Source organism: Streptomyces sp. NPDC019443, from assembly GCF_044389785.1.
In the GTDB taxonomy this organism is placed as follows: Bacteria; Actinomycetota; Actinomycetes; order Streptomycetales; family Streptomycetaceae; genus Streptomyces.
In genome coordinates this window covers 650,323-670,624 of the sequence record NZ_JBIRYJ010000003.1, presented here as the reverse complement: position 1 = coordinate 670,624, position 20,302 = coordinate 650,323, and the positions used below count along the sequence as shown (strand labels likewise).

At 71.0% G+C, this 20,302-nt stretch carries 23 protein-coding genes; 10 read left to right on the top strand and 13 right to left on the bottom strand.

What is annotated here, in order from left to right:
* The first annotated feature begins 50 nt into the window (after positions 1–50).
* Positions 51–1,268 carry a geranylgeranyl reductase family protein gene (locus ACH492_RS13385; protein ID WP_398985873.1) on the top strand — a complete coding sequence of 406 codons (1,218 nt, stop codon included), beginning with the start codon at positions 51–53 and terminating at the stop codon, positions 1,266–1,268.
* A gap of 30 nt (positions 1,269–1,298) precedes the next feature.
* Here the strand turns inward: ACH492_RS13385 and ACH492_RS13380 are convergent, their stop codons facing one another.
* Positions 1,299–1,748, bottom strand: coding sequence for a nitroreductase family deazaflavin-dependent oxidoreductase (locus ACH492_RS13380; protein WP_398985871.1), 450 nt, complete (start codon positions 1,746–1,748; stop codon positions 1,299–1,301).
* A gap of 224 nt (positions 1,749–1,972) precedes the next feature.
* Here ACH492_RS13380 and ACH492_RS13375 point away from each other — a divergent pair, with 224 nt between their 5' ends.
* Together ACH492_RS13375 and ACH492_RS13370 are read left to right on the top strand one after the other, a co-directional pair.
* A complete protein-coding gene (locus tag ACH492_RS13375) occupies positions 1,973–3,202 on the top strand; it encodes a sensor histidine kinase (protein WP_398985869.1) in 1,230 nt (409 codons plus the stop codon).
* On the top strand, positions 3,199–3,864 hold the full coding sequence (locus tag ACH492_RS13370; protein ID WP_307664959.1) for a response regulator transcription factor: 666 nt from the start codon (positions 3,199–3,201) through the stop codon (positions 3,862–3,864). The genes ACH492_RS13375 and ACH492_RS13370 overlap by 4 nt, the downstream gene beginning before the upstream one ends.
* On the opposite strand, the gene ACH492_RS13365 is transcribed toward ACH492_RS13370, so the two are convergent.
* Both ACH492_RS13365 and ACH492_RS13360 read right to left on the bottom strand, forming a co-directional pair.
* Complete coding sequence (locus ACH492_RS13365) at positions 3,825–4,100, bottom strand: DUF6332 family protein (protein WP_398985866.1); 276 nt, start codon at positions 4,098–4,100, stop codon at positions 3,825–3,827. The two genes, ACH492_RS13370 and ACH492_RS13365, sit on opposite strands and share 40 nt — an antisense overlap.
* A 79-nt stretch (positions 4,101–4,179) precedes the next feature.
* Complete coding sequence (locus tag ACH492_RS13360; RefSeq protein WP_398985864.1) at positions 4,180–5,670, bottom strand: MFS transporter; 1,491 nt, start codon at positions 5,668–5,670, stop codon at positions 4,180–4,182.
* An 87-nt stretch (positions 5,671–5,757) separates the two neighbouring features.
* Here ACH492_RS13360 and ACH492_RS13355 point away from each other — a divergent pair, with 87 nt between their 5' ends.
* Positions 5,758–6,159 (top strand): MarR family winged helix-turn-helix transcriptional regulator, encoded by a 402-nt coding sequence (locus tag ACH492_RS13355; RefSeq protein WP_398985862.1) that lies wholly within the window; start codon positions 5,758–5,760, stop codon positions 6,157–6,159.
* A gap of 73 nt (positions 6,160–6,232) precedes the next feature.
* Here ACH492_RS13355 and ACH492_RS13350 read toward each other — a convergent pair whose 3' ends face one another.
* The 3 genes from ACH492_RS13350 to ACH492_RS13340 form a co-directional block, all read right to left on the bottom strand.
* Positions 6,233–6,976: a maleylpyruvate isomerase family mycothiol-dependent enzyme gene (locus tag ACH492_RS13350; protein WP_398985860.1), complete on the bottom strand. Its 744-nt coding sequence runs from the start codon at positions 6,974–6,976 to the stop codon at positions 6,233–6,235.
* A 22-nt stretch (positions 6,977–6,998) separates the two neighbouring features.
* Complete coding sequence (locus tag ACH492_RS13345) at positions 6,999–7,346, bottom strand: SCO4225 family membrane protein (protein WP_398985858.1); 348 nt, start codon at positions 7,344–7,346, stop codon at positions 6,999–7,001.
* Between the two features lie 92 nt (positions 7,347–7,438).
* Complete coding sequence (locus tag ACH492_RS13340) at positions 7,439–8,659, bottom strand: MFS transporter (RefSeq protein WP_398985856.1); 1,221 nt, start codon at positions 8,657–8,659, stop codon at positions 7,439–7,441.
* A 76-nt stretch (positions 8,660–8,735) separates the two neighbouring features.
* On the opposite strand from ACH492_RS13340, the gene ACH492_RS13335 reads away from it, so the two are divergent.
* Together ACH492_RS13335 and ACH492_RS13330 are read left to right on the top strand one after the other, a co-directional pair.
* Complete coding sequence (locus ACH492_RS13335) at positions 8,736–9,950, top strand: ROK family protein (protein WP_398985854.1); 1,215 nt, start codon at positions 8,736–8,738, stop codon at positions 9,948–9,950.
* A gap of 68 nt (positions 9,951–10,018) precedes the next feature.
* Positions 10,019–10,870 carry a YhjD/YihY/BrkB family envelope integrity protein gene (locus ACH492_RS13330; RefSeq protein WP_398985852.1) on the top strand — a complete coding sequence of 284 codons (852 nt, stop codon included), beginning with the start codon at positions 10,019–10,021 and terminating at the stop codon, positions 10,868–10,870.
* A 45-nt stretch (positions 10,871–10,915) separates the two neighbouring features.
* On the opposite strand, the gene ACH492_RS13325 is transcribed toward ACH492_RS13330, so the two are convergent.
* Together ACH492_RS13325 and ACH492_RS13320 are read right to left on the bottom strand one after the other, a co-directional pair.
* Positions 10,916–11,497 carry a DUF4865 family protein gene (locus ACH492_RS13325; protein ID WP_398985850.1) on the bottom strand — a complete coding sequence of 194 codons (582 nt, stop codon included), beginning with the start codon at positions 11,495–11,497 and terminating at the stop codon, positions 10,916–10,918.
* Positions 11,497–12,078 (bottom strand): TetR/AcrR family transcriptional regulator, encoded by a 582-nt coding sequence (locus ACH492_RS13320; protein ID WP_398985848.1) that lies wholly within the window; start codon positions 12,076–12,078, stop codon positions 11,497–11,499. Before ACH492_RS13320 ends, ACH492_RS13325 begins: the two co-directional genes overlap by 1 nt.
* A 175-nt stretch (positions 12,079–12,253) precedes the next feature.
* Between ACH492_RS13320 and ACH492_RS13315 the strand changes: the two genes are divergently transcribed.
* Genes ACH492_RS13315 through ACH492_RS13305 form a run of 3 tightly spaced genes read left to right on the top strand, consistent with a single transcriptional unit; the run spans position 12,254 to position 15,884 of the window.
* The gene (locus ACH492_RS13315) at positions 12,254–12,559 is read left to right on the top strand and encodes an SHOCT domain-containing protein (protein WP_398985846.1); all 306 of its coding nucleotides are present in this window, start codon (positions 12,254–12,256) and stop codon (positions 12,557–12,559) included.
* Positions 12,556–13,317 carry an ABC transporter ATP-binding protein gene (locus ACH492_RS13310; RefSeq protein ID WP_398985844.1) on the top strand — a complete coding sequence of 254 codons (762 nt, stop codon included), beginning with the start codon at positions 12,556–12,558 and terminating at the stop codon, positions 13,315–13,317. Before ACH492_RS13315 ends, ACH492_RS13310 begins: the two co-directional genes overlap by 4 nt.
* A complete protein-coding gene (locus tag ACH492_RS13305) occupies positions 13,314–15,884 on the top strand; it encodes an ABC transporter permease (RefSeq protein WP_398985842.1) in 2,571 nt (856 codons plus the stop codon). The genes ACH492_RS13310 and ACH492_RS13305 overlap by 4 nt, the downstream gene beginning before the upstream one ends.
* A gap of 72 nt (positions 15,885–15,956) precedes the next feature.
* Here the strand turns inward: ACH492_RS13305 and ACH492_RS13300 are convergent, their stop codons facing one another.
* A complete protein-coding gene (locus ACH492_RS13300) occupies positions 15,957–16,448 on the bottom strand; it encodes an ATP-binding protein (protein ID WP_398985840.1) in 492 nt (163 codons plus the stop codon).
* A 181-nt stretch (positions 16,449–16,629) separates the two neighbouring features.
* Entirely contained in the window at positions 16,630–16,953 is a 324-nt protein-coding gene (locus tag ACH492_RS13295) for a hypothetical protein (protein ID WP_398985838.1), read from the bottom strand.
* Positions 16,954–17,151: 198 nt separating this feature from the next.
* Between ACH492_RS13295 and ACH492_RS13290 the strand changes: the two genes are divergently transcribed.
* Positions 17,152–18,285, top strand: coding sequence for a PLP-dependent cysteine synthase family protein (locus tag ACH492_RS13290; protein WP_398985836.1), 1,134 nt, complete (start codon positions 17,152–17,154; stop codon positions 18,283–18,285).
* 15 nt (positions 18,286–18,300) lie between these two features.
* Here the strand turns inward: ACH492_RS13290 and ACH492_RS13285 are convergent, their stop codons facing one another.
* Genes ACH492_RS13285 through ACH492_RS13275 form a run of 3 tightly spaced genes read right to left on the bottom strand, consistent with a single transcriptional unit; the run spans position 18,301 to position 20,229 of the window.
* Positions 18,301–18,783 (bottom strand): SRPBCC family protein, encoded by a 483-nt coding sequence (locus ACH492_RS13285; RefSeq protein WP_398985834.1) that lies wholly within the window; start codon positions 18,781–18,783, stop codon positions 18,301–18,303.
* Between the two features lie 60 nt (positions 18,784–18,843).
* Complete coding sequence (locus tag ACH492_RS13280; protein ID WP_398985832.1) at positions 18,844–19,377, bottom strand: SRPBCC family protein; 534 nt, start codon at positions 19,375–19,377, stop codon at positions 18,844–18,846.
* A 6-nt stretch (positions 19,378–19,383) separates the two neighbouring features.
* Positions 19,384–20,229, bottom strand: coding sequence for a DeoR/GlpR family DNA-binding transcription regulator (locus ACH492_RS13275; protein WP_356225529.1), 846 nt, complete (start codon positions 20,227–20,229; stop codon positions 19,384–19,386).
* Positions 20,230–20,302: the final 73 nt, after the last annotated feature.

Below are 20,302 nucleotides of genomic sequence, written 5' to 3'. Positions count from 1 at the left end.
GATGCCGTCGAGACCATGGTCACGCAACGGATCGGGAGCAGAAGCAGATCGTGAGCAGCGAGAACGCAGACGCCGTAGGAGAGCACGGCGAGCCGGTGTGGGATGTCGTCGTGGTCGGCGCAGGGCCCGCCGGGGCCTCGGCGGCCTATGCGGCGGCAGTCGCGGGCCGTCAGGTACTCCTGCTGGAGAAGGCCGAGCTGCCCCGCTACAAAACCTGCGGCGGAGGGATCATCGGCCCCTCGCGCGACAGCCTGCCGCCCGGCTTCGAGCTGCCGCTGCGGGACAGGGTGCACGCCGTCACCTTCTCGCTGAACGGCAGGCTGACGCGTACGCGCCGCTCCAAGCGGATGCTCTTCGGCCTCATCAATCGCCCCGAGTTCGACGCCGGCCTGGTCGAGCAGGCACAGAAGGCCGGCGCCGTGCTGCGTACGGGTGCGACGGTCTCCCGGGTCGAGCAGCACGGACCCGCCGTGCCGGACCGGCGCACGGTCGCCGTGATGCTGGCGGACGGCGAGACGGTGCTCGCGCGCGCGGTCGTCGGCGCGGACGGCAGTGCCAGCCGGATAGGGGCGCACGTCGGGGTGAAGCTCGACCAGGTGGACCTCGGTCTGGAGGCGGAGATTCCGGTGCCGGCGACGGTGGCCGAGGACTGGGCGGGGCGGGTGCTCATCGACTGGGGACCGATGCCCGGGAGTTACGGCTGGGTGTTCCCCAAGGGGCAGACGCTCACCGTCGGGGTGATCTCGGCCCGCGGCGAGGGCGCGGCGACCAAGCGGTATCTGGAGGACTTCATCGCCCGGCTGGGGCTCGCCGGATTCGAGCCGGCGATCTCCTCGGGGCATCTGACCCGGTGCCGCAGCGACGACTCGCCGCTGTCGCGCGGGCGGGTGCTGGTCTGCGGTGACGCGGCAGGGCTCCTTGAGCCGTGGACTCGGGAGGGCATCTCCTTCGCGCTGCGGTCGGGGCGGCTCGCGGGGGAGTGGGCGGTACGGATCTCGGAGGCCCACGACGCCGTGGACGCCCGCCGGCAGGCGCTGAACTACGCGTTCGCGATCAAGGCGGGACTGGGTGTGGAGATGGGGGTCGGGCGGCGGATGCTCGCCCTCTTCGAGCGCCGCCCGGGGCTGCTGCACGCGGTGATCACCGGCTTCAGACCCGCGTGGAAGGCGTTCGCGGACATCACGCGCGGGTCGACGACGCTGGCCGGGATTGTGCGTACGCATGCGGTGGCGCGGCGGGCGCTGGAAGCGATGGACCGGCGCGCCTAGCGCGCGGGGCGCGACACTGGGCCGCTCGGCTCACTTGGTCACGGTTATCCGGAAGACGGGGTGCTTGTGCGCCGCGGCGAGCAGCTCCTCGTCCGTGGACTTGGCGTTGATCTCCCCGAAGAACCGGCCGACCTCCCAGCCCCAGCGCTCGAGGTAGGTCCGCAGCAGGACGGGCTTCTCCTCGTCGGGCAGCTCCACCGCGGTGAACTGCTTGGTCTTGCGGCCGACCTGGAGCTTCCCGCCGCCCGCGGCGCGCAGATTGCGCACCCACTGGGAGTGGCCGCGCGCCGAGATCAGGTACGGGCCGCCCTCGTAGGGGAGCGGGTTGACCGGGATGCGCCGCCACTCGCCGCTGGTGCGGCCGCGTACGGAGAGCTCAGCGGTGCCCATCAGGCTGATACCGCGGCGGGCGAGCCAGCCGATGGCACCGTTGAGGATGTTGTCCAACCGGCCGGGCTTGATGTAGTGCGCCTGCGACATGGCGATCTCCCTGCGTCAGCTGGTGCGAGCGAGCAGTGCTCCCCGTTGACAGCAGTCTGCACCGGATCGACGTCGGCATCGCCTTGATCTCCACTGTTCGCGACGCCCACCACGGCCCCCGTTCGTGCGGGCCGCGACCCCGACGCCGTACTGCGCAGGGAGTACGCGTGATCGCCACGCCTGGCTGACGCCCGCCCGCCCGGGCCCGGTCTAGCGTGGCCGTTATGGAAGAGCAGCGCACCGGCATGTGCGGTGGTCCCCCGTGGGCACGGGGCGGACCACCGGGCTTGCGTCATTGGCAGGCGCGGCGGAACACCGCCAGACTGCCCTGGCCGTCGACCCTCGCAGTGGCCGTGTTCGTCATGGTGGGGTCGGGGTTCGCGGCGCACGGCCAGCCGGACCGCGAGCCGCTCGACGCCTTCGCGCGGGTGCTGCTGCTGGCGGGCCCCGCCCTGCTTCTGCTGCGCAACCGATGGCCGGTCGTCTCCGTCTTCGGCGTCTCGGCGGTGACGCTCATCTACTTCGGTGCGGGCTATCCCTACGGACCGGTCCTCTTCATCCTCGCCGTGGCCGCTTTCGCGGCCGTCGTCTCCGGGCATCGGCGCGCTGCCTGGTGGGCGACTGGCGGTTTCTGGGTGGGGCATGTGCTGATCGGGCACTGGCTCTACCAATATCTGCCGCCTGAGAAGGACGACGCCACGCCCTGGGGGCAGGACCTGTTCATCGCCGCCTGGGCGGTGGCGATCCTCGCGGCCTCCGAGCTCGTACGCGTACGACGTGAGGTCTGGGCCCGTGAGCGCGAGGAGCGCGCCGCCGCCGAGAAGCGCCGCGCCGACGAGGAGCGGCTGCGGATCGCGCGTGAACTGCACGACGTCCTCGCGCACTCCATCTCGGTCATCAACGTCCAGGCGGGCGTCGGCCTCGCGCTCCTCGACACGAGCCCCGAGCAGGCCCGCACCGCGCTCACCACCATCAAGGCGGCGAGCAAGGAGGCGCTGGGCGAGGTGCGCCAGGTGCTCGACACGCTGCGCACGCCCGGAGACGCCCCGCGCGCGCCCGTGCCCGGTCTCGACCGGCTGCCCGAGCTCGTCGAACAGGCCGCGAGCGCCGGGCTGAGCGTCAAGGTCGTAACGGAGGGCGAGCGTGCGGCGCTGCCGCCCGGCACCGACCTCGCCGCCTTCCGGATCGTCCAGGAGGCCCTGACCAACGTCGTACGGCATTCGGGATCGCGCACCGCGCGGGTGCGGATCACCTACGCGCCCGGCCGGCTCGGTCTGCGGATCGACGACGAAGGCCCGGCCACCGGATCGGACGCGGGAGGCAGCGGCAACGGCCTTGTCGGAATGCGGGAGCGGGCCGCCGCGCTCGGTGGCACGATCGAGGCCGGTCCACGGCCGGACGGCGGCTTCCGGGTGTGGGCCGACCTCCCGGTGCAGCCTAAGGAGACGATGTGATCCGGGTATTGCTCGCCGACGATCAGCTGCTGGTCAGGGCAGGGTTCAGGGCGCTGCTCGATGCCCAGCAGGACATCGAGGTGGCGGGCGAGGCCGCCGACGGCGAGGAGGCGGTGCGGCTGGTGGGCGAACTGCGCCCCGATGTCGTACTGATGGACATCCGGATGCCCCGGCTGGACGGCCTCGCCGCCACCCGCCGGATCACCGGGGACGAGCGGCTGGACGGCGTGAAGGTGGTCATGCTCACCACCTTCGAGCTCGATGAGTACGTCTTCGAGGCGATCCGCTCCGGCGCGTCGGGCTTCCTGGTGAAGGACACCGAACCGGAGGAACTGCTGCGTGCGGTAAGGGCGGTGGTGGAGGGGGACGCGCTGCTGTCCCCGGGGGTGACGCGCCGGCTGATCGCGGAGTTCGCGGCCCGCTCCAAGCCGCCCGCGGACGCCGAGCGCCTCGGCGAGCTCACCGAACGGGAGCGCGAGGTGATGGCCCTGGTCGGCATCGGTCTGTCCAACGAGGAGATCGCCCGTCGGCTGGTCGTCAGCCCGCTCACCGCCAAGACCCATGTGAGCCGCACCATGGTGAAGCTCGGCGCCCGCGACCGGGCCCAACTGGTGGTGCTGGCCTACGAGTCGGGGCTGGTGCGACCGGGCTGGCTGGGCTGACCGGGCGCCCGGGAAAAGCGCCACAGCACGGTCACGACGCGTACGACGAAGGCGATCGCGGCCGCTGCCCCGCCCGCGACGAGCAGCCCGCGCTCGGCGGCGTACGACATGGTGAACATCAGCTTCGGTCCCGCGATCGCACCGAAGGCCAGTGCCGCGACCAGTGTCGCGCTGATGAGCGCGTAGCCGATCTCGACTGTCATCGCGTCCCGGTCCGCCTGTGTACGTCGCCCCATGACCGAAGTGTCACAGGGGCGGCGGCCGACGGGCAAGGAGTCCCGCCGGCCGCCGCCCCCCTCCGGAGCGTGGCGTCGGTCAGTCGCCGACCGTCACCCGCTCGGGCTCGGAATCCGGTACGGACTTCGCGACCAGGACGGTCTTTTGGCGACCGGGTCCGCGCCGGGTGCGCAGTCCCGTCAGTGTGGTGAGCAGTCCGGCCGCCGCGACCGCCGTCACCACCACCAGGCCGGGGCGGAAGCTGTCCAGAACCTCCTGCGGGGAGCCGCCGTCGCTGCCGCTCGCGGTGATCACCGCGGTGACCACGGCCAGGAAGATGGCCCCGCCGACCTGGATCGAGGTGTTCAGCAGGCCGGAGACCATGCCCTGTTCGTGGTCCTCCACCCCGTTGGTGGCCTGGATGTTGAGCGAGGGGAAGACCAGTGCGCAGGCCGCGCCGAGCAGCAGCATCGACGGCAGGATCACAGCGGCGTAGCTCGGCGTGAGGTCGATCTGGAGGAAGAGCGCGTACGCGACCACCAGCAGCGTGAAGCCGACGGCGATCACACGTGGCGTGCCGAACCGGTCCACGACCGAGCCGATCTTTGTCGAGGAGAGCGCCACCAGCGCGCCTGCCGGAAGGAAGGCCAGCGCCGTCTGCAGCGCCGACCAGCCGAGCAGGGACTGCATGTACTGCGTGACGAGGAACTGGAAACCGACATACGAGCCGAAGAAGAAGGCCGCGCCGAGATTGGCCCGGATCTGGCTGCCCGCGCGCAGCACACCCAGCCGGATCAGCGGGTGCGAGCTGCGCCGTTCGATGGTGACGAAGGCGGTGAGCAGCACGGCGACGGCCAGGAAGGACAGCAGGGTGCGGGCCGAGGCCCAGCCCGCTTCGGGGGCCTGTACGACGGTGAAGACCAGCAGCAGCATCGAGGCCGTACCGGTGACGGCGCCCGGCACGTCGTACCCCTTGCCGGAGTCTTCACGGCTGCTCTGCGGGATCAGCTTGATGCCGGCCACGAGCGCGATCAGGGCGATGGGCGCGGGCAGCAGCATCGTCAGCCGCCAGCTCACCTCGGTGAGCAGCCCGGACAGCACCAGGCCCATGGAGAAGCCGGTGGCGGCGCAGGTGGTGTAGATGGCGAGCGCGCGGTTGCGCTGAGGTCCTTCCTTGAAGGTCGTGGTGATGATCGAGAGCCCGGCGGGCGCGGTGAACGCGGCGCTCAGCCCCTTGATGAAGCGGCTGGCGATCAGCAGCGGTCCGGAGTCGACGAGTCCCCCGAGCAGCGAGGCAAGCGCGAAGACGGCGAGCGCGATCAGGAACACCCGGCGCCGGCCGAGGAGGTCGGCGGCGCGGCCGCCGAGCAGCAGGAGGCCGCCGTATCCGAGGATGTAGCCGCTGACGATCCACTGCAGGGTCGAAGTGGACAGGTCGAGATCGGTGGCGATCGAGGGCAGGGCGACGCCGACCATCGAGACGTCGAGGGCGTCGAGGAACATCGCGGCGCAGAGCACGAGCAGGGTGCCCCACAGCCGCGGGCTCCAGCGCTCCTGCACTACGGGGTGGTCGGTGAGCGGAGAGGTCATGGAGAGGACAGTACATGCACATGCATTGAATGCAAGTGCATTTAATTCCGGTGCAACGAAATGGGTCTTTTCTGCTAACGTGCGGTCATGGCGGCGAAGAAGTCCGAGCGAGCGCTCGCGGATGAGTGGCGGGACGTCCTCGCGCTGCATGCCCGTACGATCTGCGAGCTCGACCGCGAGCTGCATCAGCACGGGCTCGGCGCCAGTGACTTCGAGGTCCTCGATGTGCTCGCCGAAGAGCAGGCGGAGGACGGCGGGTGTTCCTTCCGCGTGCAGGAGCTGGCGTCCCGGGTCCATCTCAGCCAGAGCGCCCTGTCGCGGTTGATCGCGCGGCTGGAGAAGGACGGTCTTGTGACACGCGGGATGTGCCCCGTGGACCGGCGTGGTGTGCAGGTCTCGCTGACCGAAGCGGGCCGGGCACGCCATGCCGAGGTGCAGCCGCTGCAGCGCGCGGTGCTGTCCCGGATGCTGCCGGGCCCGTCCGAGTAAGCCCGGCCCGTCGGTGTAAGCCCGGGCCCGTCCGCGTAAGTCCGGGCCCGTCCGCGTAAGTCCGTGTGACCGTCTATGACCAGGTGACGGCGGACTGCTCGCGCCACAGCTTCGCGAGCTCCGCGTCGCCCGTGACGGACACAGCGGTCTGCGGCAGCCGGTTCCAGAGCGTCAGATAGAGCTGCTCGGCCCTGCCGCTCAACTCGCAGTCCGCGGGACCCTCTTCGCTGGGTTCCGTGCGGGGCGCGTCCGTCGATACCCATACGGTCCACACGTCATCGGTGTCGATCGGCCGAACGCGCAGTGAGCGCGGTGCCTCGGAGCGCACCCGGCTCCGGGAGCGTGCGTGGAAGCCGGTCAGCAGCTCCGCGATGCCGTCGGCCGCGAACTCCGCGGCGATCGGACTGGGCTTGCCGCCCAGGGCCGACTCGACGTCGGCGCGGTGGATCGCGGTCTCGTGCGCCTGCCGCCGGGCCCAGAACGCGAGCGGCGACGGCGCGGGCAGGAAGGTCCAGCACTCCACGTCCGCGGGCGCCTCGCTCAGCGCCGCCACCAGCAGACCGTGCCCGTCCCTGAACCACTCCACCAGCTCGTCACCGTCGAGCTGCGACAGCTCATCGGCGGGGTGGAAGCCGACGTATCCCTCGGTGACGAAGGCCGTCGCCCAGCGGTGGACCATGCCCGTGTGCCTGAGCACGTCCCGCACCTGCCAGCCGGGGCACGTCGGCACTCTCGCGCCCGGGCCCGCTTCGACGGCGGCCGCGGCCAGCAGTTGGCCCTCACGGACGAGGGATTTGATCAGCTCGGCGGTCTCCATGCGGGAAATTGTGCCACTGGGCTCAAGCCCCCTGGGGGTGCGCGGAGCGCGGGCGTCCGCGCAGCAGCTGTACGAAGAAACCGAGGGCGACGGACTGGATGAGCACCGACAGAACCAGGGCGGTGTACATGAACCACGCGGCCGAGGAGACCGCCTCGCCGAACATCGAGCCGACGACGAAGAAGCCGAACACGGTCGGAGCGGTCAGCAGGAACAGCCATATGCCGGCGAACGAGGCGTCCTCGTGATGGACGAAGACGGTGTCGATCGTGACGTAGACCGTTGCCACGGCGACCAGCAACAGATACGCCTGAGAGGCGCGATTGCCGAAGGCGAGTCGCGTCAGCGTGCCGAGCCGTTCAGACTTCATGGCCTTCTCCCCACCTGGACGTCATTGCTCCCATGGTGCGTCCGGGGCGGTGGTTCTGCCTGAGTACGCCTACTCAGTTGTCCCCCGGCTACTCAGTCGTCCCGCGGCGCCGACGCATTGCGGGCCGTGTACCCCAGCAGTGCCGCGCCACCCGCGAGGGCGGCCACCGTCGTCAGCGCCACGGGCAGCGAGAACCAGTCGGCGAGGAAGCCGATCGCGGGCGGCCCGAGCAGCATCCCGCCGTAGCCGAGCGTGGACGCGGCCGCGACCCCGCCGGGGCCGGCCAGCGCGCCCGCCCTGGCCACCGCCACCGGGAAGATGTTCGCGAGGCCCAGGCCGGTGACGGCGAAGCCCAGCAGCGCGAGCCACACGCTGGGCGCGAGCGCGCCGAGCAGCATGCCGGCCGCGGCCGTCGTGCCGCCCGCGACTAGGGTGCGGGTCTGGCCGAGCCGCTCCAGCATGGCCGTGCCGGAGAGCCGGCCGGCCGTCATGGCCAGCGCGAAGAGGGAGTATCCGGCGGCGGCGACGCCGGGGTGTGCGTGCAGATCCTCTTCAAGGTGGAGCGCGCCCCAGTCGGCCAGCGCACCTTCTCCGTACGCCGTGCAGAGTGCGATCACGCCGAAGAGGACGACGAGTTGGCGCGTACGCCCCTTCAGCCGGCGCGGCACCGACTCCTTCGCCGCGGGCCCGGCTGCCGGTGCCGGGTGGCGCAGTAGAACGGGTCCCGCGACGGCGGTGACCAGCAGGCCGACGGCGGTGAGGGTGAGCAGATGCGCGGTGGGGGAGAGGCCGCCCGCGACCAGACCGCCGAGCCCCGCGCCGATCATGCCGCCGAGGCTGAACGCCGCGTGGAAGCTCGGCATCACCGGCCGTCGCATGGTCGCGACCAGATCGACCGCCGCGCTGTTCATCGCGACATTGATTCCGCCGTACGCCGCACCGAAGACCAGCAGCACAAGGCCGAGGGCGAGCGCCGAGTGCGTCAACGGCGGGAGCGCGATGCTCAGAGGCAGCAGTACGGCGCTGACGACGGTCATCGGATGGCTGCCGAACCGGCGGCAGAGCCGGCCGGTCAGCGTCATCGTCACCACCGCGCCCGCCGAGACCCCGAGCAGCGCCAGCCCCAGATCGCTCGCTGACGAGCCGGTCTGCTGCTTGATCGCGGGGATGCGGACCACCCAGCCGGCGAAGAGAAAGCCGTCGAGGGCGAAGAACACGGTCAGCGCGGTACGGAGGCGGAACAAGGAGGGTGGGGCGGGGTTTCCGCCGGGTCCCCCCGGAACGGCCGTCCGTAGTTTGTTTAGGTGCGGCACAAACTCAGCATAGGGGCCGGGGACCGATCCGTACAAGGCGGCTGCTCAGCCCCCGGATCATGGGAGACTCGCCTCCATGAACGGCAAGGCGACGACCACCAAAGCAAGGCCGGAGAGGGGCCGCAGCGCGCTCGGCCCCGCGCTGGAACTGGTTCATACGGGCCGTGCGCCCACCCGCGCCGTGCTCACCGCCGAACTCGGCGTCACCCGCGCCACCGCCGGGGCGGTGGCCGCGGAACTCGAAGCGCTCGGCCTCATCCGGGTCGACTCCCGGCCCGGCGCCGCCGCCGGCTCCCAGGGCCGCCCCTCGCACCGGCTCTCCGTCGACGACACGGGTCCCGTCGTCCTCGCCGCCCAGGTGCACGCCGACGGATTCCGCGCCGCGCTGGTCGGACTGGGCGGCCGCACCGTCGCCACCGCCCCCGGCTGCGTCGCCGTCTCAGCCGACCCCGCCCAGGTGCTCGGCGAGGTCGTCGACGCGGGCGCGGCCCTGCTGCACGAGAGCGGGCGACGGTGCGTGGGCGCGGGCCTCGCCGTGCCCTCCGCGGTCGCCGAGCCTGACGGCACCGCTCTCAACCCGCTGCACCTCGCCTGGCCCGCAGGCGCCCCCGTCCGGGACATCTTCGCCGAGCGGGTACGCGCGGCGGGCATCCAGGGCCCCGCCTTCACCGGCAACGATGTCAACCTCGCGGCGCTCGCCGAGCACCGGCACGGCGCGGGCCGCGGCGCCCAGCATCTGCTCTGCGTCGCCACAGGTCACCGCGGCGTCGGCGGCGCGCTTGTCCTCGACGGCCGTCTGCACACCGGCAGTTCGGGCCTCGCCCTCGAGGTCGGCCATCTCACCGTCAACCCCGAGGGCCGCCCCTGTCACTGCGGCAGCCGCGGCTGCCTCGACGTCGAGGCCGACCCGCTCGCCTTCCTCACCGCCGCGGGCCGCGACCCGGGCCCCGAGGTCTCGCTGCTGCAGCAGTCCCGGCAGCTGCTGCGTACGGAGTACGACGACCCGGCCGTACGGAACGCGGGCGAGGAGCTCATCGACCGCCTCGGCCTCGGGCTCGCCGGGCTGGTCAACATCCTCAACCCCGACCGGATCATCCTCGGCGGGCTGCACCGCGAGCTCCTCGACGCCGACCCCGAGCGACTGCGCGCCGTGGTCGCCGACCGCAGTCTGTGGGGTCGCAGCGGCGGAGTGCCGATCCTGGCCTGCACGCTGGACCACAACAGTCTGGTGGGAGCGGCGGAGTTGGCGTGGCAGCCGGTCCTGGACGACCCGCTGGGCGCGCTCGGCTGACGGGCGACGACACCCGTCCGGGGGCACGATGGACGCTTCGCGGCGCACTTTCGGGTAGGCGACGACCTATGACCCAGAAGCCTTCCGGCGCGGAGCACCATGCGCACCGGCTCCGGAACCTGCACAGCAGGATTCTCGCGTCACCCCTCGGGCTCGCCTGGAACCGCGGCCGCGAGGTGGAGCTGATGCACCGCGCGATGGGCTTCGCCGCACTCGGCTTTCTCACGCTTGTCCCGCTCCTGATCGTCGTCGCGGCGGCCGACCCGGCAAGCGGACAGGGCTTCGCCCGCTGGCTGGGCCAGGCGCTGGGGGTCTCGGAGGCATCCCAGGACGAGGTCGAGCGGCTGTTCGGCCTGCCGGGGCAGGCGCTGCAGCGCACGACCGCGTTCGGTCTCGCCGCGCTCACCGTGTTCGGTCTGACCTTCGGTTCGGCGGTACAGACCGGCTACGAGAAGGTCTGGGACCTGCCGACGGCTCGCTGGCACACCATGTGGCGGCATGTCGTCTGGCTGGCCCTGCTCGTCTTCTCCCTGGTGATCTTCGCCAGCACGCCCGTGTCCACCGACGCTGTCTGGGGGACGATCCTCGGCGCCCTGGCCGATCTGATCGGCACCTTCATCTTCTTCTGGCTGTCCCAGCGAGTGCTGCTCGGCGGCCGGGTCCGCTGGCGGGCCCTGCTGCCGGGGGCGATGGCGACGGCCCTGGGCATGCTCGGCCTGCGGGTCTTCTCGCAGCTCGTCTTCTCACCGCTGATCGCGTCGAGCGCGGTCACCTACGGCCCGTTCGGAACTGTCCTGGTCATTCAGTCCTGGCTCGTCGGCGTCGGCGTGGTCGTCTACGGAGGGGCGCTCGTGGGACGGCTCATCCACGAAGAAAGCGTGCGGCGCCGACTGGAACGCGAGCCGGAAGACGCTCCCTAGGCCCACCAGACGGCGAGGGCGCGAGGCGGACCCCCCGACTGGAGCTCACCACTGTCGCCCGCGGGGGAGCCCGTCCCGCCGCGGGGCCGAGAGGTGGAGCACCTCGTAGCGGTCGCCGGTCGCCTCGGGCGTTTCGTACTCCCAGAGCGTGAAGTGCAGCAGCTCCCAGTGGCGCGGATCGACGGCCAGCGCCGCACACACCACGCCGTCCAGCCGCGCTAGGCGCCGCGTCTCCCGTACCGCCTCCTCGATCACCGCGGCGAGCGGAGCAGGCTGCGGAATCCGCTGCCTGCGCCGCACGGCGGTGCGCGGCGTGGCGGCGGCCGCAGGCCCCTCCTCGTACGCGAGCCCGGTCCAGTGCTGCACCACGGGCCGCCCGAAGTCATCGACGATGCCCTGGAATCCCGGCCCCCACAGGAAACGGTTCATGCCCTCGGGAGCGGCCCACAGATAGAACGGCGCGTACTGATTCACCGGTGAGTCGTGGCCGCGCTCGCGCATCAGATACGCCTTGAGGCCGAGCCCGGAGAAGTCGTCGAGGAGATGCCCCTTCGTCGCGACCCGCTTGCGGATGACCCCCATGTCGTAATCGGCGGGCAAGGTGATCTCGTACTGCATGGCATGCATCAGGCCCTCCCGGTCGTACGCAGCAGGGTGAGCAGCCCCCGTACCCCCGCGTCGAACGCGGCCGTCGAGCCGGACGCGCGAGCCAGCACATAGCCGCCCTGCACGGTCGCGACGATCGTCGCCGCGATCTCGGCGGGCACCAGCGCGGTGCTCAACTCTCCCCGCTCCCGGCCTTCCTGGACGATCGTGGCGAGCCGGCCGCGCAGCCAGTCCAGCGTCTCGTCGACCGGGGCGCGCAGCTCGTCGCTCGCGATGACGTCCGGGTCCATCGTCAGGCGTCCCACCGGGCAGCCGCGCAGCACATCGCGCTCCCGCAGCAGATACGCGCTGATCCGCTCGTACGCGGTCCCCTCGCCGCTCAGCGCCGCCTCCGCGGTGGCCCGCATCTCCTCCGCCGTACGCCGGATCGCGGCCAGCGCCAGATCGGGCTTGCCCGTGAAGTGGTGGTACATGCTGCCCTGGCCGGCCCCGGCCTGCTGCTGGATCGCCTTGGGGCTGGTGCCCACGTAGCCGCGCTCCCACAGCAGCTCGCGGGTGGCCTCGATCAGCCGCTCGGGTGTGCTCATGAGCTCACTGTACATACTAGTAGGTACAGAATCCAGAGCGGCTGGGAGCAGCCACGAAAGCCCTGAATACTCCCCGGGTGGTACGCGCAGTGCCGCTGGCCGTACGACGACTTCGACCCCCTCCCGGCGGGAGCCTCAAAGGCGACAAGGAACCCACGCACCACCATCGCCACCGAGGAGCTGAGCCGAGATGAACACCCTGGCGTACGCAGACGGGCCAGGCCCGTGGATTCTCTTCTTCCCGCTGATCTGGGCGGCCGTCGTCGTCGGCGTCGTCACCGTTCTGCGCCGCACCGGAGTGTGGCGCGGCCGCCGCGGCCCCTGGCAGGGACCCCGCTCGACGCAGAGGCCCGGCTCCACGCACGGCGAGAACTCGCCGATCGCACTGCTCGGCCGCCGCTTCGCCGCCGGTGAGATCGACGAGGACGAGTACTGGCGGCGGCTGTCCGTTCTGGACGAGCAGTTCGGCCGTGTGGGCAAGGACGGTGCGGCATGACCGCCACCGCCACCCGGACCCGAACCGCAGCCAGGGTCGTCGACGCCGTGAAGATCTACGGCAAGGGCGATACCGAAGTGAGGGCCCTGGACGGGGTGAGCGTCGACTTCCCGGTCGGCCGCTTCACCGCGATCATGGGGCCTTCGGGCTCCGGCAAATCGACGCTGATGCACTGCGCCGCCGGACTCGACACCCTCACCTCGGGCTCCGCCCTCGTCGGCGACACCGACCTCAGCGCCCTCGACGACCGCAGGCTCACCCTGCTGCGGCGCGAGCGCATCGGCTTCGTCTTCCAGGCGTTCAACCTCATCCCCACCCTCACCGTCGCCGAGAACATCACGCTTCCCATGGACCTGGCGGGGGAGCGGGCCGACCAGGAGTGGCTCGACGCCCTCGTCGACACCGTCGGACTGCGCGACCGGCTGCACCACCGGCCGAGCGAGCTCTCCGGCGGCCAGCAGCAGAGGGTCGCCGTGGCCCGCGCCTTCGCCGGCCGACCGGACGTCGTCTTCGCCGACGAGCCCACCGGCAACCTAGACTCCCGCTCGGGCGAAGAGGTGCTGCGGCTGCTCGGCCGGGCAGTGCGCCAGACGGACCGCACCGTCGTCATGGTCACCCACGACCCGGTCGCAGCCGCACACGCCGACGAGGTCGTCTTCCTCGCCGACGGGCGGCTCGTCGACCGGATGGAGGCGCCGACCGCCGATCGCGTCCTCGACCGATTGAAGGCCTTCGAGGCCAATGGGGCGACGACATGAGTGGCAGCCGTGCCTCGCTGCTCATCAGCCTCAACTCGCTGCGCGCCCACAAACGGCGCTTCGCCGGGACCTTCACCGCCGTACTGCTCGGCGTCGCCTTCCTGGCGGGCACCCTCGTCATGGGCGACACATTGCGCGGCAGCTTCGACACGATGTTCGCCGGCGCCAACGGCGGCACCGACGCCGTCGTCCGCAGCTCCAACGTCGTCACCGTCTCCGGCGAGAGCCAGGGCGCCCGGCAGCCCGTGCGCACGGATCTCGTCCCGAAGATCGAGAAGACGCCCGGCGTCGCGGCCGCCGTGCCCAGCATCCAGGGCGCCGGACAGTTGGTCGGCGCGGACGGCAAGCCCATCGGTGGGCAGGGCCCGCCCACCGTCGCCGGCAACTGGATCGACGACCCGAAGCTCAACCCGTACCGGCTCGCCGAGGGACGTACCCCGGCCAGAGGCGGCGAGGTCGTCGTCAACCGCGGTGCCGCCGACAAGGGCGGGCTGAAGATCGGCGACCGCACCGTGCTGCGCACCCCCGACCCGGTGCAGGTCACCGTCGTCGGCCTGGCCACCTTCGGCGGCGAGGCCGGCATGGCCCAGGTCACCTACACCGGGATGACCCAGGCCGACGCCGAGAAGTACCTCACGCCGAAGCCGGGCGAGGCGGCTTCCATCCAGGTGCGGGCTGGCCCCGGCATCAGCCAGCAGGAACTCGTGGACGCGCTGACGCCCGTGCTCCCCGAGGGAGTCGAGGCGATCACCGGACAGGAGTCCACCGAAGAGAACCAGGACATGATCGCCGGTCAGTTCCTGAATCTGTTCACCACCCTGCTGCTGGTCTTCTCCGGCATCGTGCTGCTGGTCGCGACCTTCTCCATCTACAACACCTTCGCGATCGTCATCGCCCAGCGCACCCGTGAGAACGCGCTGCTGCGCGCGCTCGGCGCCTCCCGCCGTCAGGTCTTCGGCTCGACGCTCGTCGAAGCGGCCGTCGTCGCACTGGTCGCGTCCGCCGCGGGACTGCTCGGCGGCATCGGCATCGCCGCCGGACTCCAGGCGCTCTTCCCCCTCATCGGTTTCCCCTTCCCGGAAGGCAGCCTGGTGATCAGCGGCGTCTCGATGCTGCTGCCGCTCGCTGTCGGCGTGCTCGTCTGCCTCGGCTCCGCTCTGATGCCCGCCGTACGCGCCGGGCGCACCGCACCCCTGGCAGCGCTGCGCGAGACGGCCGTCGATCACTCGGCAGCCTCGCGGACACGTGCGTACGCCGGAACGGGCGTCGCCCTGGCCGGTATCGGCATCATCCTGGTCGGCGTCGTCGCATCCCCGTCCATCTGGCTCGCCGCCGCGGGCGCGGTGCTGGCCCTGGCCGCCTTCGTGGTGCTCGGTCCTGTCGCCTCCTCGCTCGCCGTACGCGCCCTGGGCAGGCCCCTCGACCGGCTGCGCGGAGTCTCCGGCAGCCTGGCCAAGCGCAACGCCCTGCGCAGCCCCAAGCGCACCGCCGCCACCGCGACCGCGCTGATGATCGGCGTGGCTGTCGTGTCCCTGTTCACCGTCTTCGGCGCCTCGCTCAAGGCGACCATGGACCAGTCGGTCTCCCGGTCCTTCGCGGGCGATGTCGCGGTCAGCGTCCCGGCGTTCGGCGCCGGTGGCAGCGGACTCAGCCCGAAGCTCGCCCCGGCCGTCGCCGCACAGCCCGAGGTGCAGACCGCGGTAGGCCTCGGCAAGGGCGTCGCGGAGGTCGACGGCGCGGGACGCCGGCTCACCGTCACCGACCCGGTCGCGCTCGGCAGGGCCTTCGACCTCGGCACGGTGCGGGGCTCGCTCGACGGACTCGGCACGAACGGCATGGCCGTGGCGGACACCGAGGCGGACAAGCGGGGCTGGAAGCCCGGCTCCACCGCCGAACTCGCCTTCACCGACGGCAAGAAGCAGACCTTCACGGTCCGCGCGGTCTTCGAGCAGTCGGAGCTGGCGGGCGACTACGTCATCACCCGCGAGGCCTGGGCCCCGCACCGGGGACGGGACTCCGACACCCTGATCGCCGTCAGCTTCAACGACGGGGTGTCCACTGCCGACGGCACCGCGGCGGTCGAGAAGACCGCGGCGGCGTACGGCAATCCCGAAGTGCAGACCCGCGACGAGTACGCGCAGACCGCGGCCGGGGCCATCGACATGATGCTCACCCTGGTCTACGCCCTTCTCGCGCTCGCCGTGGTGATCGCGCTGCTCGGCATCGCCAACACCCTCACCCTCGCGATCCACGAACGCACCAGGGAACTGGGGCTGTTGCGTGCCGTCGGACAGACCAGGAGCCAGCTGCGCTCGATGGTGCGCTACGAGTCGGTGCTGGTCGCCGCGTTCGGCACGGCAGGTGGCCTGGCGCTCGGCGGACTGCTCGGCTGGGTGCTCGTCAAGGCGTCCGAGGGCGCCGGCGACACCGCCTTCGCGTTCGCCGTACCGCCGGTGCAGCTCCTGGTGGTCGCGCTGGTCGGTCTGCTGGCCGGAGCGGTTGCGGGCTGGCGGCCCGCGCGCCGCGCCGCCCGCCTGGACGTACTGCGCGCCATCGCCACCGAATAGTGCGGCTGAAAATCCAGCCGCCCGGCAATTGAGGGCCGGGGTCTGGGGCGGAGCCCCGGTCAGTGGACCCGGTCAGCTCGCGATGGTTGACCGCACGGTGGTGTGTTTGCGCAAGGGGCCGTCGGTTGTCGCCCCGTACACCACCGCATACGGCGGCAGCGCCACGGGCGACGGCGCCGAGAGCGTGAACCAGACGCTCTTCCCGGTGTCGCCCTGGGGCCGTACGCCCCAGCTCTCGCTCACCGCCGCTATCAGCGCGAGCCCGCGGCCGGAGGTGGCGAAGTGGTCGGAGTCCTCGACCGTCGGGATCCGTGGATCGTGGTCATGAACCGAGACCGTGAGCCGGTCGAGCAGCAGCTCGATCTCCACGGTGCACATCTTGTCCGGCTCGGCGTGCTGGTGGACATTGGTCAGCAACTCGGTGACGCCGAGTGCTGCCTGGTCGATCAAGGGATCGAGATGCCAGTAGCGCAATTGCGCCGAGATGATTCTGCGGACCTGACCGATCCGCGACGGCAGGGCCTGGAGCTCCACCGTGCAGTGCCTGCTTGGCTGGCTGATCACGGCTGCGACTCCCCGAATGAGGTCCGGAAGAAGACGAAGGATCGGATCCAGCAGTTGGCTGGCTGCTGATTTGTCCGGCGGGCTGGATCGCAGCATGACCGCCGGTGCACCCTGAGTGATGTGAAACCAGCGTGAACCATTGACCACGGTCCCGCAACTCGCAGCACCCGGGTGGTTACTCTCAGCTCCTGGTGCCGCCTGCGCCGCGCAGCGCCTCCAGGAAGCGCCCGGCCAGCGCCCGGCCCTCAGGCCTGCGGCTGCGCTGTCCCATCGTGAGCCGGTACCTCTTGCCGTTGACCGTCGCCACCGTGCTCGCCTCATCGGCGAACCAGGGCTTGCCGGCCCTGACCCCGCGGACAGGGGCACTCTCGATCACCCGGCCGTAGCTGGTGAGCAGTGCCAGCCTGCCGTCCTTGATCCGCACTTGTCCGGCCTTCGTCAGCGAGCGCGGCCACCGCTCGATCCGTACGCCCGTAGCGCTGAATTCGGGCTCTGCCATCCCCATGGACTCTCCGCCCCTTCACACCGTTTCCTGTTGGCAGTCTGCACAACTCCGGGCGTATGCACCAGTACGTGGGGAAGGACCCGGGCCAGTCCAGCCCTGCAAGTGACCCCTATGGATGCCCAAAGTGAACGTTTGTGCAGGTGAGGGGCTTACTGTGGCGTGTGGGGGCCGAAGTCGACAGGACGAGGAACGGCGCGCATGAGCACGAGTGAGAAGCCAGTGACGGGCGAGGCGATGCCGACCGTCGATGTGGACCGCAGCGATCCGGATTACCGGGCCTGGCTGAAGGAGGCGGTGCGCAAGGTCCAGGCCGACGCCAACCGCTCCGCCGACACCCACCTGCTGCGATTCCCGCTGCCCGAGGAGTGGGGCATCGATCTCTACCTCAAGGACGAGTCCACCCATCCGACAGGCAGCCTCAAGCACCGCCTCGCGCGGTCGCTGTTCCTGTACGGCCTGTGCAATGGCTGGATCCGGCCTGGCAAGCCCGTTATCGAGGCGTCCAGCGGCTCGACCGCAGTCTCCGAGGCGTACTTCGCCAAGCTGATCGGCGTCCCCTTCGTCGCCGTGATGCCGCGAACCACCAGCACCGAGAAGATCCGGCTGATCGAATTCCACGGCGGCCAGTGCTACTTCGTCGACGACTCGCGGAAGATGTACGAGGAGTCGGCGGCGCTCGCGGAACGGACCGGCGGCCACTACATGGACCAGTTCACCTACGCGGAACGGGCCACCGACTGGCGCGGCAACAACAACATCGCCGAATCGATCTACCAGCAGCTGAAGTTGGAGCGCTATCCCGAGCCCGCGTGGATCGTCGCGACGGCCGGCACCGGCGGCACCTCGGCGACCATCGCCCGCTATGTCCACTACATGCAGCACGACACCCGTATCTGCGTCCCCGACCCGGAGAACTCCTGTTTCTTCGACGGCTGGACGAACCGCGATCCGTATGCCAGCAGTGACTGCAGCTCCCGCATCGAGGGCATCGGACGGCCGCGCATGGAGCCGAGCTTCGTGCCCGGGGCCATCGACCGGATGATGAAGGTGCCGGACGCGGCGAGCGTCGCCGCCGTACGTGCCCTGGACGCGGCCATCGGCCGCAAGGCGGGCGGCTCCACCGGCACCGGCCTGTGGAGCGCGCTGAAGATCATCGGCGAGATGCTGGTCGACGGGCGCAAGGGGAGCGTGGTCACGCTGCTCTGTGACCCGGGCGACCGCTACCTCGACAAGTACTACTCCGACGCCTGGCTGGACGAACAGGGCCTGGACATCGCCCCGTACACCGTGGCGATCGAGGAGTTCCTGGACAGCGGCGTCTGGCCCGGCTGACCGCGTCGGTTCATGTCACTGCGCGGCGGACCGGGCGAGCCTGCGGCCGAGATTGCGCACCGCGCCGCGGAAGGACGTGGCCAGCCCCGGGCGGCCCAGCTTCAGGACGACGAGCAGCGGCGCCGGGACGTCCGCCGCGAAGGTCCACTGCACCCGGGTGCCGTTCGCGGTGGGGGTGATCCGCCACTCCTCCAACAGGGCACGAAGGCCAGGTGCGTTGGTCTCGTCGACGCGGTAGGCATACCGCTCGCCGGGGTCCGTGGCCAGGATCGTCTCGAGGAAGACGACGCCTCCTTTGAGCCTGATCTCGCGGCCCGCGCCCCCTTGGGTGGGCGTGGCCGAGCTGACAGCGGTGAACCACGAGGCCCAGCCCGGGACATCCTCGGCGAGCGCTTCGTACACGTCCTGCGGCGAGGCCGACAACTCGGCCGAGAAGACCAGGCGCAGCGGGGCCGACTGGACGAAGTCGAGTTCCAGGGGGCGGAGTCGGCGTGCCATGGACCGTACCTCCAGCTGGAGAGGGGTGGGGCGGGCCCGCACACCATAGCTGGCGGACCGTCAGTTGTCCGTAGCGGGCGGCCTCGGCCGTGTGAGGAGTCCATCCAGCGCGCGGCCGAACACCAGCCGCGCCACCCGGACGACCAGCGGGTCGAACAGCCGGGGAACCAGCCGGATATGGAGCTCCTCCACCCAGACCACCACGGCGCCAGACCCCTGAGGGAGCACCTCGATCTCCGCCCAGCCCTTGATGACGCGGCCGCGCTTCTCCAGCCGGCACAGCCCCGGTGCGCCGTCCTCGGGCGGCTGCCAGTGGACGACCTCCATCGGATCGTCGAAGCCGAAGCGGCCAGGTCCGAAGCGGTCAAGTCCAAAGCGGTCAAGCCTGAAGCGGCCAGGTTCGGAGCGGCGAAGTCCCGAGTGGCCCAGTCCGGAGCGCGCCACGAACACAGTGCCTACCCGGGTGGGCGACGGCGTCACAGAGGACACGGTTGTCAACGGCACCTGAGCGGCGTGCGCCCGCCAGTCGGTGACCCGCAGCCAGGCCTCATCGGCGGGCAGCGTGACGGCCCGTGCGATCCGGAAGGCGGTCACCCGGCGTCAGCCGTCCTGCCCGTCGGCGACCTCGCGACCGCCCGCCACCACCAGGCCGGGCAGATGCTCCGCGATCTCCTCGCGCGCCTCGGCCGAAAGACCCGCATCGGTCACCAGCGTGTCCACCTCCGCGAGCCGGGCGAACGAACTCAGGCCCACCGTCCCCCACTTCGTATGGTCGGCGACCACCACGACCCGGCGCGCGGCCTGGACGAAGCGGCGGTTCGTCTCGGCCTCCGCCAGATTCGGCGTGGAGAGCCCGGCCTCCACCGAGATGCCGTGCACCCCGAGGAACAGCACATCGAAGTGGAGCGAGCGGATCGCCTGGTCGGCGACCGGCCCGACCAACGAGTCGGAGGGCGTACGCACACCGCCGGTGAGGACCACCGTCGCGGCGCCGGAACGCTGGCCGCCCGCCGCACCCGCCCGTTGCGCCGCGTGGAACACATCCGCGACCCGCACCGAGTTGGTGACCACCGTCAGATCCGGCACCTCCAGCAGATGGTGCGCCAGCGCATAGGTCGTGGTGCCGCCGGACAGCGCGATCGCGCTCCCGGGCACCGCCATCTGCGCGGCCGCCCGCGCGATGTCCTCCTTGGCGCTCAGTTCAAGCGCCGACTTTGCCTCGAACCCCGGCTCGTGCGTGCTCGCCTCAACCACCGGCACCGCGCCGCCGTGGACCTTCTCGATGACCCCCTGCCGGGCCAGGGCGTCCAGATCCCGGCGCACCGTCATGTCGGAGACATTGAGCTTGCGGGTGAGCTCGTTGACCCGCACCCCGCCGCGCCTGCGCACCTCGTCGAGGATCAGGGCGCGCCGCTGCTCCGCGAGCAGGTTCTGGTTGTCGGTCACTGCCGGGGCCGGTCCTTCCATGTCGTCGTGCACCGCTCGTCGTACACCGCCTGGGGCGAAGGTGGCTCATCCT